This is a genomic window from Pseudomonas sp. Tav-5-1A, from assembly GCF_055755055.1.
In genome coordinates this window covers 2,539,758-2,552,851 of the sequence record NZ_CM146901.1, presented here as the reverse complement: position 1 = coordinate 2,552,851, position 13,094 = coordinate 2,539,758, and the positions used below count along the sequence as shown (strand labels likewise).

General features: G+C 65.7%; 11 protein-coding genes. 5 read left to right on the top strand and 6 right to left on the bottom strand.

The genetic code is table 11. The features are described from left to right. Positions 1–58: 58 nt before the first annotated feature. Positions 59–910: a glycine betaine ABC transporter substrate-binding protein gene (locus AC0J42_RS11690; protein WP_473006255.1), complete on the bottom strand. Its 852-nt coding sequence runs from the start codon at positions 908–910 to the stop codon at positions 59–61. A 211-nt stretch (positions 911–1,121) separates the two neighbouring features. Continuing rightward, on the bottom strand, positions 1,122–1,835 hold the full coding sequence (locus AC0J42_RS11685; RefSeq protein WP_473006254.1) for a GntR family transcriptional regulator: 714 nt from the start codon (positions 1,833–1,835) through the stop codon (positions 1,122–1,124). A gap of 507 nt (positions 1,836–2,342) precedes the next feature. Here AC0J42_RS11685 and AC0J42_RS11680 point away from each other — a divergent pair. From AC0J42_RS11680 to AC0J42_RS11665, 4 genes are all read left to right on the top strand, one after another. Beyond that, the gene (locus AC0J42_RS11680) at positions 2,343–3,662 is read left to right on the top strand and encodes an NAD(P)/FAD-dependent oxidoreductase (RefSeq protein WP_473006253.1); all 1,320 of its coding nucleotides are present in this window, start codon (positions 2,343–2,345) and stop codon (positions 3,660–3,662) included. A 166-nt stretch (positions 3,663–3,828) separates the two neighbouring features. Beyond that, complete coding sequence (locus AC0J42_RS11675; RefSeq protein WP_473006252.1) at positions 3,829–5,160, top strand: MFS transporter; 1,332 nt, start codon at positions 3,829–3,831, stop codon at positions 5,158–5,160. Positions 5,161–5,191: 31 nt separating this feature from the next. Further along, positions 5,192–6,097 (top strand): dihydrodipicolinate synthase family protein, encoded by a 906-nt coding sequence (locus AC0J42_RS11670; RefSeq protein ID WP_473006251.1) that lies wholly within the window; start codon positions 5,192–5,194, stop codon positions 6,095–6,097. After that, positions 6,094–7,590, top strand: a complete 1,497-nt coding sequence (locus AC0J42_RS11665; RefSeq protein ID WP_473006250.1) for an aldehyde dehydrogenase — start codon at positions 6,094–6,096, stop codon at positions 7,588–7,590. Before AC0J42_RS11670 ends, AC0J42_RS11665 begins: the two co-directional genes overlap by 4 nt. Positions 7,591–7,685: 95 nt before the next feature. Here AC0J42_RS11665 and AC0J42_RS11660 read toward each other — a convergent pair whose 3' ends face one another. After that, positions 7,686–7,991, bottom strand: a complete 306-nt coding sequence (locus tag AC0J42_RS11660; protein WP_473006249.1) for a DUF4124 domain-containing protein — start codon at positions 7,989–7,991, stop codon at positions 7,686–7,688. Between the two features lie 184 nt (positions 7,992–8,175). Between AC0J42_RS11660 and AC0J42_RS11655 the strand changes: the two genes are divergently transcribed. After that, positions 8,176–8,571 (top strand): nuclear transport factor 2 family protein, encoded by a 396-nt coding sequence (locus AC0J42_RS11655; protein ID WP_473006248.1) that lies wholly within the window; start codon positions 8,176–8,178, stop codon positions 8,569–8,571. Here the strand turns inward: AC0J42_RS11655 and AC0J42_RS11650 are convergent. Genes AC0J42_RS11650 through AC0J42_RS11640 form a run of 3 tightly spaced genes read right to left on the bottom strand, consistent with a single transcriptional unit; the run spans position 8,482 to position 13,092 of the window. After that, on the bottom strand, positions 8,482–9,678 hold the full coding sequence (locus AC0J42_RS11650; protein WP_473006247.1) for an XdhC family protein: 1,197 nt from the start codon (positions 9,676–9,678) through the stop codon (positions 8,482–8,484). The genes AC0J42_RS11655 and AC0J42_RS11650 overlap by 90 nt on opposite strands. Continuing rightward, positions 9,665–10,888 (bottom strand): c-type cytochrome, encoded by a 1,224-nt coding sequence (locus tag AC0J42_RS11645; protein ID WP_473006246.1) that lies wholly within the window; start codon positions 10,886–10,888, stop codon positions 9,665–9,667. Before AC0J42_RS11645 ends, AC0J42_RS11650 begins: the two co-directional genes overlap by 14 nt. Positions 10,889–10,899: 11 nt before the next feature. Then, on the bottom strand, positions 10,900–13,092 hold the full coding sequence (locus tag AC0J42_RS11640; RefSeq protein ID WP_473006245.1) for a xanthine dehydrogenase family protein molybdopterin-binding subunit: 2,193 nt from the start codon (positions 13,090–13,092) through the stop codon (positions 10,900–10,902). Positions 13,093–13,094 lie beyond the last annotated feature (2 nt).

Below are 13,094 nucleotides of genomic sequence, written 5' to 3'. Positions count from 1 at the left end.
TTTTTCGCTGGTTTTTCTAATTAATCCAAGTTCGGCAGTGGCACAGCAGTGTCGAGGCTTATTGTTGTTTTACGTTTTCCCAGCGCTTGAGCAGTTCGCCGTGGCTGGCGGTCCAGCCCTGGATGGCCTGTTCCATGGTCTTGCCGTCCTTCACCTCGCCGTTGATGGCGGTGATGTCGGCCACCGGCACGAAGACGCTGGCCATCAGCTCACGGGCGTGGGGGTACTCAGCCGAGAAGCCCTTGTGGCCGATCCAGTAGTAGCCTTGTGGCGGCGGGAACACGCCTTTGGGGTCCTTGAGGAATTTGAGGTCGAACTTCTGCGCCATCCACGATGGCTCCCACACGGTGACGGCGATGGGTTCCTTGCGGTCCACGGCGGACTTCAGCGCGGCGGTCATGGCCGCGGTGCTGCCTTCCACCAGTTGCAGCTTGATGCCGTATTCGCTGACCGCCTTGGTGGCGTCGCTCATCAGGCCCGAACCGGGCTCGATGCCGATGATCTTGCCGCCCAGTTTGTCGGCGTTGTCGTTGAGTTGGTCCAGCGAATCGATGGGCACGTACTTGGGCACGGCGATGGCCTGGTACAGGCCGTGGGACACCGGCGAGAGTTTTTCCAGGCGGCTCTTGTTCTTGTTCCAGTAGTCATAGGCCGCGTAGTCGATCTGCGAAGCCAGTACCTGAATATCACCTTTGCCCAGGGCGGCGTAGGCAATGCCCCACTCCGAGAACTCCACCACTTTCACGGTATAACCGGAGTCTTCCAGCACTTTCTTGGTAATACCGGTAATGGGCGTCAGGTCTTCCCAGGACAGTGTCCCCATGGTGATGGTCTTTTCCTCGGCGTGTACCGGCAACATCACCATCGTTGCCAGGGTTGCCGCGCACAGTGCTTTCCACATCTTCTTCATGACTGACCTCGTAGTACGCAATAAAAAACACAGGGTTGAGTTTGTTAAAGCCACACGCCATCGCTCCGCACACGTTGCGTGCGGTCGTTACTTTAAGTTGCACCTCGAATTTCGCGCAGCCGGCGACCGTACGCCTTTGCGTTGTTTCAATGTTTATATATAAGCCGGCGCGGGCAGTTAACCCAGGCGCCGGTTATTCAACAGCGGCCGTTCACGACCACTTTTCGGAGTTCGAACCGCGGGGTAGTTCGCCGAGGCCATTGACATCGAGCCCTTGCGGCGCAATGAATATTTCCATGTTTTCCCGCGACAACTCCCAGTGTTCGAACACCAGGTCCACTACGGCACCTTCGTCATGTTTGCCGATGGCCTCGATGAACTGGTCGTGGTGCTCTACCGACAAGTCCAGGCGCCGCTCCATGTCCGGGTCGCGCGGCCGGTAAAAGGTATGGCCGATGCGTGCGTGGTCAATCAGCAGCCGCCCCAGGCTGGGCTCCAGGTACTGGTTGCCGGCCATCTCGCCCATGATCTCGTGAAAGCGATTGTTCTCCAGCACCATGCCCAGCGGGTCTTTGGCCAGTGTGGCCTGGCGGAAGCGGAACTGGGTCTGTTTCAGGTCTTCCAGTTGTTTAGGCCGGAAGTTGTTCACTGCCAAACGGCCAATGGCCGCGTAGATCATGGGCGCCACTAGGAAGAAGTTGCGCAGGGTGGCGTAGTTCATGGCGATTACCCGCGCACCGCGGTTTTCCTGAATATCAATGTAACCCTCGCCTGCCAGGCGGCGGAACACTTCGCGCACCGGGGTTCGGGACAGCCCGTAGCGCTCGCTCAGGCCCACCTCGTCCAGCACCTCGTCGGGGTCCAGTTCCATGGTCAGGATCTGACGCTTCAAGTCGTCGTACAAACTGTTCTTGCCGCTTTTCACAAACGACCTCCAAGGGCTGTTTTCGTCAACAACGGCCGGCTTATGGAGCCAGACTCGCACGGCGACGGGGATCGGTCAACGGGTTGTATTCACGATGTATACACCGTGAATACCTGAGATTTTTTCATTGTCGGGGCCAAAGCCTTGCGGTTCAAGCCTTTGCGCACATGGCTAGCAAAAGGCCTGGTCGTGAACAGGAAACAAGGCTGTCGTTTTTGGAACAGTGCGAAGGCAGCGCTTGCCACCTGCGGCCGCTCGCCGCAGTGAAATTTGCTGCGCCAATATACCCGCAAACGCCCGTGGCATAAGGGCTTTGCGGAAAAAAACGGCCATTGCGGACGCTTTTCAAAGCCCTTCAAACGGATAAATCGGGGCCTCTAGACACCCCGATAAAACCTGCCCTATAGTGTGTCGACACGATGTATACACAGAGTATTTTTAGCTCAGGCATGTGACGCCGGTGTGAACAGCCACCGGTTCGACAAATAAAAAAACCGGGTCGTTGAAATGGCAAAGGTCACGCATATTCCCGCAGATGATTCCACGTGCGGCTGGTTCCACCTGGCCCCACCGCGCACGCCGCGCCCTGCCCACGTGGGCCACCGCACGGCGCGCTGGGTGGTGATAGGCGCAGGCTTCACCGGGCTTGCCGCGGCGCGGCAGTTGGCCAGGCGTTTTCCTGACGAAGAGATTGTGCTGGTGGAAGCCCAGCAGGTGGGTTACGGCAGTTCGGGGCGCAACGCCGGCTTCGCCATCGACCTGCCCCACGACATCGGCGCCGACGACTACATCGGTGACATCGCCACGGCGAAGATGAGCCTGGCGCTGAACCTGCAAGGCCAGTCGATACTCAAGGCGCTGGTGAAAGAACACGGCATCGACTGCCAGTTGCGCGAATGCGGCAAGTACCAGGCCGCCATCGAAGACCGCGGCATCGCCGTGCTGGACGCCTACCGCCGCGGCCTGGACAAGCTGGGCCAGTCCTACGAGGTTATTGCCCAACAAGACCTGCCCGGGCACATCGGCACCGGCTTTTACCGCCAGGCCCTGTTCACCCCCGGCACCGCGCTGGTGCAACCCGCCGCCCTGGTGAAAGGCCTGGCCGAGAGCCTGCCAGGCAATGTCACCCTGTACGAAAACACGCCCATTACCCAGGTGGAATACGGCGCGCAAACCCGCCTGATACACCAGGGCGGCAGCATCCTGGCCGACAAGCTGGTGCTGACCAACAACGCCTTTGGCATGAGCTTCGGCTTCCTGAAAGGGCGCATGCTGCCGATCTTCACCTACGCAAGCCTTACCCGCCCACTGACGGTGGACGAGCAGGCACGCCTGGGCGGCAAGCCCTTCTGGGGGGTGATACCCGCCGACCCGTTCGGCACCACCCTGCGCCGTACCGTCGACAACCGCCTGCTGGTGCGCAACAGCTTCAGCTTCAACCCGGACGGCGCCAGCAAACAGAAGTACCTGCAGCAGTTCGTCAAACGCCATCAGGTGTCGTTCGCCAAGCGCTTCCCGATGCTGCCGGACGTGGGCTTCGAGTACACCTGGGGCGGCTCGCTGAGCCTGTCGCGCAACCACATGGCGCACTTTGGCGAGCTGGCACCCAATGTCTACGGGGCGTTGTGCTGCAACGGCCTGGGGGTTACCCGCGGCACCGTCACCGGCACCTTGCTGGCCGACTGGCTGGCGGGCGAGCGCAGCCACCTCACCGACTTCCTGCTGGCCGCCCCCGGGCCCAGCCAGAACCCGCCGCAACCGCTGCTGTCGGCCGGGGTGAACATGAACCTGGCGTGGGGCCAATACCGCGCCGGCCAGGAGAGCTGATTACGCTTGAGCCTGTTTCAACACTCTTGCACCAACAATAACAACAACGCCCCTTGTGGGAGCTGGTTTACCAGCGAGCTATCGAACAACTGCCAAAACTCGCTGGCAAGCCAGCTCCCGCAACGTACGCCCGGTAATGCACTACCGGGCGATAGAGGAGAGACTCATGAAACCTTCCAACTGTTGCATTGAAGATGTCCCGCTCAATGCATTTCACCGCAAACTTACCCTGCGTTCCGGCGGTGGTTCTTTTGTCGACGGTTATGTACTGAGTATTATCGGCATTGCCATGTTGCAAATGTCCGCGGCGTTGCAACTTACCGAATTCTGGCAAGGCATGATTGCCGCCTCGGCGTTAATTGGCGTGTTCTTTGGTGGCTTCTTCGGGGGGTTCCTGACTGATCGCCTGGGCCGCAAGAAAGTTTATTTTATTGGCCCGCTGTTATTTATTGTCTGTTCCCTGGCGCAACTGTGGGTGGACTCGGCCCCCGCGCTATTCTTGTGCCGCTTTATCATCGGCCTGGCCGTGGGCATCGAATACCCGGTGGCCACCGCGCTGCTGGTAGAGTTCCTGCCGCGCAAATACCGCGGCCCACGCCTGGCCGCCTTGACCATCCTGTGGTTTGCCGGCGCCGCCTTCGCCTACATCGTCGGCAACACGCTGATCAACCTGGGCGGCGATGACGCCTGGCGCTATGTGCTGGCCAGCGCCGCGGCCATCGGCCTGGGCCTGTTGCTGTTGCGCCTGGGCACCCCGGAATCGCCACGCTGGCTGCTGAGCAAGGGCCGCGCCGCCGAGGCCGAACAGGTCATCAAGGGCGTGTATGGCCCGCAGTTCAGCCTGGCCAACCTGCCGGAACAGGCGGAGCTGGCCTGCACCACGCTGTGGGGCCTGCTGGTGAGCGGCTACGCCAAGCGCCTGGTGTTCGTCACGCTGTTCTGGTCGTGCTCGATCATTCCCGTGTTCGCCGTGTACGCCTTCGCGCCCAAGGTGCTCGAAGCCCTGCACCTGAAGGGCGACTGGGCGGCGTTCGGCTCCATCGCCATCACCCTGCTGTTCGTCATCGGCTGCATTTTCGCCAGCCAGCTGATCAACGTCATGGGCCGGCGCAGCATGCTCATTCACAGCTTCCTCTGGTCGGGCCTGGCGCTGTTGCTGCTGGGGCTGTTCCCCGATGGCAACGAACTGCTGGTGCTGGCCCTGTTCGGCGCCTACGCGCTGTTCATCGGCGGCGCCCAGGTGCTGCAACTGGTGTACCCCAACGAGCTGTTCCCCACTGAAATCCGTGCCGTTGCCGTGGGCATCGGTACCTCGCTGTCGCGGGTTGGAGCGGCGGTGGGCACCTACCTGGTGCCCCTCTCGCTGCAAGGCATTGGCATCGGCCACACCATGTATGTAGCCGCCGCCGTGACCCTGGTAGGCCTTGTGGCTGCCTGGGCCATGGCCCCTGAAACCCGTTCCCTGAGCCTGCGCGACGCCGCGGCGCTCGGCAATTGAACCTGCTGCCCTTTATCTAGGAGAACCACGCATGAAATTCGAAGGCATCTATACCCCGGCCATCACCGCACTGACCGCCGACGGCCAGATCGACCGCCACGCCTTTGCCGAGACCCTGGAATACCTGATCGAGGCCAAGGTGCACGGCATCATCATCGGCGGCTCTACCGGCGAGTATTACGCCCACACCGCCCAGGAGCGCCTGGACCTGGCCACCCACGCCAAGGCCGTGATCGGCAACCGCCTGCCGCTGGTGATCGGCACCGGCGCCATCCGCACCGAAGACTCGGTGGCCTACGCCCAGGCCGCGCGCGCGATCAAGGCCGACGCCATCCTGGTGGGTTCGCCGCCCTACGCCCTGCCCACCGAGCTGGAGAACGCCGCGCACCTGCAGGCCGTGGACCGCGCCGCGAACCTGCCGATCATGCTGTACAACTACCCGGCGCGCATGGGCGTGAGCATAGGCGCCGCCTACTTCGCCGCCATCAAGCAGGTGAAGAACGTGGTGGCCATCAAGGAAAGCTCCGGCGACCCGGCGCAGCTGCACTTCCTGGCGCGTAACTACCCCAACATCGCCCTGTCCTGCGGCTGGGACGACCAGGCCCTGGAGTTCTTCGCCTGGGGCGCGCGCAGCTGGGTGTGCGCCGGTTCCAACTTCATTCCGCGCGAGCACGTGGCGCTGTACGAGGCCTGCGTGGTGGAGAAGGACTTCGACAAGGGCCGCAGGATCATGTCGGCGTTCATGCCGCTGATGGATTTCCTCGAAAGCGGCAAGTTCGTGCAGTCGATCAAGTACGGCTGCGAGCTCAACGGCCAGAGCACCGGCGGCGTGCGCGCACCGCTGCAGGCCATGACGGCTGAAGAGAAGCAGGCGCTGAAGAACGTCATCACTGACCTCAAGCGCGAAGTGGCGCAGATCACCGGAGGTGTGCAATGAGCACGTTGCTGAGCAAGGCCGAGTACGCGGCCATCGCTGAAACCCTGGTGCTGCCGACGCAGGCGTTCGTTGACGGCGCGCCCTATGCGTCGCGCTCGGGCAAGACTTTCGCCACCACCAACCCGGCTACCGATAAAGTGCTGGCGCACGTCGTGGCCTGTGACAGCAGCGACGTCGACCACGCCGTGGCGGTGGCCAAGGCCGCCTTCGAGGATGGCCGCTGGAGCAAGCTTTCGCCCGGCGCGCGCAAGAAGGTGCTGCTGCGCTTCGCTGATCTGCTGGAACAGCACGCCGACGAACTGGCGGTGATGGAGAGCCTGGACAGCGGCAAGCCGGTGCGCGAGTGCGCGCTGATCGACGTGCCGGAAACCATTCACATGATCCGCTGGCACGCCGAGTTGATCGACAAAATCTACGACAACACCGCCCCGGTGGGCAACGACGCCCTGACCCTGGTGGTGCGCGAAGCCATCGGTGTGGTCGGCCTGGTGCTGCCGTGGAACTTCCCGCTGCTGATGCTGGCGTGGAAAATCGGCCCGTCGCTGGCGGCCGGCTGCTCCATCGTGGTCAAGCCAGCCACCGAAACCACCCTCACCGCCTTGCGCGTGGCCGAGCTGGCCTTCGCGGCCGGCGTGCCGGCAGGCGTGTTCAACGTGCTGCCCGGCGGCGGCCAGGAAGTGGGCGAACCGCTGGGCCGGCACATGGACGTGGCCATGGTCAGCTTCACCGGCTCCACCGCCACCGGCCGCCGCTTCCTGCACTACGCCGCTGACTCCAACCTCAAGCGCATCGTGCTGGAGTGCGGCGGCAAGAACCCGGCCGTGGTCATGAGCGACGTCGAGGACCTGGACCTGGTGGCCAGCCACGTGGTCAACGGCGCGTTCTGGAACATGGGCGAGAACTGCTCGGCGTCCTCGCGGCTGATCGTCAACGAAGACATCAAGGACGATTTGCTCGAACGCATCGCCGTGCACCTGCGCGAATGGCAACTGGGCGACCCACTGGACCCGGACAACCGCCTGGGCGCCATGGTCAGCAAGGCGCATTTCGACAAGGTGGCCTCCTACCTTGAACAGGCGCGCGTGGAACAACTGCAGGTGCGCGTGGGCGGCCAGACCGAGCAAGGCGTGTACGTGCAGCCCACGGTGGTGGACGGCGTGCCAGCCGACAGCCGCCTGTTCCAGGAGGAGATTTTCGGGCCGGTGCTGGCGGTGACCACCTTCAAGACCATCGACCAGGCCATCGCCCTGGCCAACGACACCGTGTACGGCCTGGCGGCGTCGGTGTACACCGACAACCTGCGCAACGCCATCAAGCTGTCACGCGAGATTCGCGCCGGCATCGTCACCGTCAACTGCTTCGGCGAAGGCGACGCCTCCACCCCGTTTGGCGGCTACAAGGAGTCGGGGTTCGGCGGGCGCGACAAGTCGGTGTGGGCGCACGACCAGTACACCGAGATCAAGACCATCTGGATCGACGTGTCCGAGCGCTGATTCCAGACGCGGCCTGCGGCCGCTGCTACAAGGACGCGCGCACCCCGCCGATCGCGCGGTTCCCGTAGCAGCGGCCGGAGGCCGCGTCAGGGGCGTCAGGGAATGACGCTGGGCGGCGGCGCGGCGCGGGTGTGGCGCACGGTCCAAGTGATGTGTTCCTGGTGGGTGATGACCGTGCGCACCAGCACCACCCGCGCCGGCGCGGCGGCGGCCGTGCGCTGGCGGGCGGCTGCCGCCGGGTCGTTGCCGCTGGCGGGGGGCACGAAGGTGCTTTCGCCCGCGCCCGGCGCGCAGGGCGTGGCGGCAAAGGCCACCGCGCCATCCGGGGCAACGCATTTGTAGGTGGCCGCGAACACCGAAGGCGCGGCCAGCGCCAGCAGCACGAATAACGCCTTGCTCATCCCCGCCCGTCCTTGTCTAGCCAATGGCGGCGCAATGCTATCAAGCAGCCGAGCGCTTGTAACGTGAATGAATGCGCCGGCCATCGCCGCGGCCACTGCCTGCCATCGGCAAACACGATGAGCGCCCAGGGCCCCTGCCTTCCTAGAATGCCCCCTCCCCCAACCACCTTGCGAGGGCACTGCCTTGACGCTTACCCACACCGAAACCCACGCCCATCTGCTGGCCCTGGAAGCCGAGCGCAGCCGCGCCCTGGTACAGGACGACCACGCCCAAGTGGCACGGCTGTTTGCCGACGACCTGGTGTACGTGCACACCACCGGCCTGGTCCACGACAAGGCCCAGTACCTGGCCTACGCGCAAGACGTGGTGCGCTACCTGAGTGTGGAGCGCGGCCCGCTGCAGGTGCGCTTCGCCGGTGATGACCTGGCGATCATGACCGGCCCCCACGCCAACACCCTGCAGAAACGCGGCGGCGAGCACAGCGTGGCGTCAGGCGGTTTCACCACGCAGGTCTGGCGCCGCACCGGCGCTGACTGGCAGATCTGCTCGTTCCACGCCACCAAGGTCGCCGACGCCTGATTGGGCGCCGTGCAGCACTGACGGCTCGACGTCATGAATGCCCTGCTGGCGCGCCTTCAACGGCCCGCCGGCGCGGCCATTGAACACCGCGGCTATCTCGGCCAGGATGGCCATGGCCACGCTTTCCGGGTTGTCGCCGCCCAGGTCCAGGCCCATGGGGTAATGCAGGCGGTCCAGCGCGGGCAGGTGCGCGGCGTCCATGTCCGCCAGCAGCCGCTCGGTGCGGTCCCGTGGGCCCAGCTGGCCGATGTACGCCGCACCGCTGCCCAGCGCCGCCTGTAACCAGTGGAAATCCTGGGTGAGGCTGTGGGTCATGACGGCCACGGCGGCGCCGTTCAACTGCACGCTGGCCGGCAACGGCTCGCGCGCCTGGGCGCACAGCACCGCCTGGGCCTGGGGGAAACGCTCGGGGCGGGCGAAATGCGAACGGCCGTCCACCACCGTGACCTTCCAGCCCAGCAGGTCGGCCATGCGTACCAGCGGCTGCACGTCGTGGCCGGCGCCGAATACCACCAGCCGGCGCGCCGGGGCCAGGTATTCCAGGAACACCTCGACTTCACCCCACTCGCCACGGTAACGGCGCAGCGCCGACTTGCCCTGCTGCAGCACGCAGGCAAGCCCCTGCTGCACCTGATCATTCAACGCCTGCGGCCAACCTTCGCTGCCCGGCACGCTGCGCGCGCCGACCGGCAACGGCCCGTCGCTGGCGATCACCGTGGCCAGGGCGCAGGCCTCGCCACGGTCGCGCACCCGGCGCAGGGTGCGCATCAGCAGCGAGTCGTGCTGCACGCGCTCCATCAGCACGAACACCGTGCCGTTGCAGCCCAGGCCGAAACTGAACGCGGCCTCGTCCAGCGGGTCGTCTTCATCGGCGGCCGTGCTGTAGGCCACCACCTTGGGCCCCTGTTCGCTCAGCCACCAGGCCTTGCGCGCCACCTCGTTTTCCAGGCAGCCGCCGCTGACCGTGCCGCGCGGGTCGCCCACCTGGGGGATGAGCATGCGCGCGCCCGGCCGGCGGTAGGCCGAACCCTGGACCTTGACGACGGTGGCCAGCACCGCCTCGGCGCCGTCATCCAGGGCGCCCAGCAGCTCATCAATGCAGTGCACTGGCACGGCTCCGGGCCACTTGCTGGGCGGTGATGCGGGCATCGGTTTCGCCAAAGCGGCGCAAGACGAAGGTACTCACGGCGGCCAACTCCTGGTTGCTGTAGGCCTGGGCAAAATCAGGCATCTTCTGTTGCGACCCGAACGTGAACGGATAGTGCCCGGCCAGCAACACGGCAACGACGTTGGTGCCCGCCGGATCGTTCAGCGACTTGAGCCCGGTGAGGGTCGCAACGCCAGTCTGGTTGCCCTGCCCGTCCAGGCGGTGGCAGCCGGCGCAGGCGTCGACGAACACCTTGCGGCCCAGGCCATCGCCCGGCGGCAGCGGCCCGTCGTTGACCACTACCGCTGGCCGCGCAATGCCCTCGGCACGGGCCGGCGAGCCCTGCAGGTACACCGCCACGGCCTTGATGTCATCGGGGGTGAGGAAGCGCAGGCTGTGCTCCACCACGTCGCTCATCGGCCCGCCGGCCATGGCGTAGCCGGGCGCCTCGCCGGTGGCCAGGTAGCGGGTCAGCACGTCCTGGGGCCAGCTGCCCACGCCATAGCGCTTGTCGGCGCTGATGTTGTAGGCCTGCCAGTTGCCGAGGGTTGCGCCGGCCAGGGACTTGCTGGTGTCCACCGCCTGGGCCAGGTTGCGCGGCGAATGGCACTCGCCGCAGTGGCCGGGGCCCTGCACCAGGTAGGCGCCGCGGTTCCACTCGGCGGACTGCGCCGGGTCCGGCGTGAAGCGCTTGTCGTCGGCGAACACCATGTTCCACAGGGCCATGCCCCAGCGCTGGTTGAACGGGAAGCCGATGCTGTTTTCCTTCGGCGGCTGGTTCACCGCCGGCAGGCTGGTGAGGTACGCCTTGATCGCCAGGATGTCCTCGCGCGGCATCAGCGTGTACGAGGTGTAGGGGAACGCCGGGTAATAATGCTTGCCGTCCTTGCCCACGCCTTTCTGCAGGGCGCTGACAAAGTCGTCGTCGCTCCAGCTGCCGATGCCGGTGGCGGCGTCGGCGGTGATGTTGGGCGAGTACAGGGTGCCGAACGGCAGCTGGAACGCCAGGCCGCCGGTGAACGGCTTGCCGCCGGGGGTGGTGTGGCAGGCCTCGCAGTCGGCGGCGCGGGTCAGGTATTCGCCCTTGGCGATCAACTGCGGGTCGGCGGCCAGGGCGTTGGCCCCCAGCACGGCCAGGGTGGCGGCCAGGGCAATCTTGATAAACGTCATGTCAGCCATCCTCAAACGGTGTAGTAGCCGGAACGGCTCAGGGGCAAGCGGCGCACGCGGGCGTTGGACGCTGCGTGCAAGGCGTTGACCAGGGCCGCCGCCACCGGCACCGCGCCGGTCTCGCCGACGCCACCGGGGCTTTCCAGGCTGGGCATCAGGTGCACTTCAACCGGCGGCGCGTCGCTCATGCGGATCTGCCGGTAGGCGTTGAAGTTGTTCTGCTGCACCCGGCCGTTTTCCACCAGGATCTCGTTGAACAGCGCCGCCGACAGGCCGAACAGCGTGCCGCCCTCCACCTGCGAGGTCACCGAGGTGGGGTTGTTGACGAAGCCGCAGTCGATCACCGACACCAGGCGCTTGATCTTGATGGCGCGCTCACCCTGCATTTCCAGCTCGACCACGGTGGCGATGAAGCTGCCGAACACGGCGGTCACGGCAATGCCGCGCCCCTGCCCCTTGGGCAACGGCGTGTGCCAGTCGCTCAGCTCGGCGGCGCGCTTGAGCACCGCCAGCGCCCGCGGCTGCGTGCTGATCAGCCCCGCGCGGTAGGCCACCGGGTCGGCCTTGGCGCGGTGCGCCAGCTCGTCCACGAACGACTCCAGCACATAGGTGCTGCGCAGCGGCCCTACCCCGCGCCACCACGACACGGGGATGGTTTTCGGGTCTTCGCGGATGTAGCGCACCTGCAGGTGCGGCAGCTGGTAGATGGGCTCGATGGCCACCTCCACCGCGTCGGCATCGACGCCACTGGGCGGCAACGCACCGACGAAGGCGGCGATCACCGAGGCCCCGGCAATGCGGTGGTCCCAGCCCTGGGGCCGGCCGTCGTCGTCCAGCGCGGCGTTGATGCGGTCCACGTAGTGCGGGCGGTACAGGTCGTGGGTCATGTCCTCTTCACGGCTCCACACCAGCTTGATCGGGTAGTCGACCTGGCGGGCGATGTCCACGGCCTGGAAGATGAAGTCCGACTCCAGCCGGCGGCCAAAGGCGCCGCCGATGAGCTGGTTGTGGATGATCACTTTCTCCTGGGGCAAGCCGCTGATTTTCGCCGCGCCCATCTGCGCGAACACCGGCGCCTGGGTACCCACCCACAGCTCGCAGGCGTCGGCGCGCACGTGGGCCACGCAGCCCATGGGCTCCAGCGGCGAGTGCGAAAGGAACGGCTGCTGGTACACCGCTTCGAAGCGGCTGCTGGCCGCGCCCAGGGCCTGGGCGATGTCGCCACTGGTGTGGGCGACCACGCCGTCGCGGCCGCTGGCGTCCAGCAAGGCCTTGTCCAGCAGCGCCGAATGGCCTTCGCCGTTAGGGCCGTAGTCCCAGTCGATGCGCAGGGCCTTGAGGCCTTGCTGGCAGGCCCAGAAGTGGTCGCCGATAACGGCCACGGCGTTGCTCAGCTTAATGATGTCATGCACGCCGGGCACCTTGCGCGCGTCGCCTTCGTCCAGCGCTTTCAGCGTGCCGCCGTGCACCGGGCAGGTCAGGGTCGAGGCGATGCGCATGCCCGGCACGTGCAGGTCGATGGTGAACTGCGCCTTGCCGGTGACCTTGTCGGGGGTGTCGAGGCGCCGGGCCGGGGTGCCCAGCAGCTTGAAGTCGCCGATGGCCTTGAGCGGCACGTCGGTGGGCAGCGGCAGTTGTGCGGCGGCGTTGGCCAGCTCGCCGTAACCGGCCACCTGGCCTTGGGGGCCGTGGATCTGGCCGTGTTCGGCGCGGCACTGGCTGGGCGCGACCTTCCAGCGAATGGCGGCGGCCTGGGTCAACAGGATGCGCGCGGTGGCGCCGGCCTTGCGCAGCGGCTCCCAGGTGTAGCGCGTGGACGACGAACCGCCGGTGGCCTGGAACTGCAGGATAGTGTCGGTGTACAGCGCGCCATTGGGCGGCGCTTCCTGGATCTGCACCTGTTCCAGGCCCACTTCCAGCTCTTCGGCGACCATCATCGCGATGCCGGTCTGGGCGCCCTGGCCCATCTCGATCTTTGGCGAAATGACGCGCACGCGGCCGTCCTCGCCGATCTGCACAAAGGCGCCGAAGCCTTCGAACTGGGTGGCACCGGGGCGCCCGGGCGCCACCGCTTCAGCCGCGGCGGAGCGGGCCACCAGCGGTGGCAGCCAGGTGCTGAGCACCAGGCCGCCCAGGGTCAGCGCGCTGCCCTTGAGCAGGCCACGGCGCGACAGGTCGGGGCCGGGGAATTTTGCAGAGTTCATGG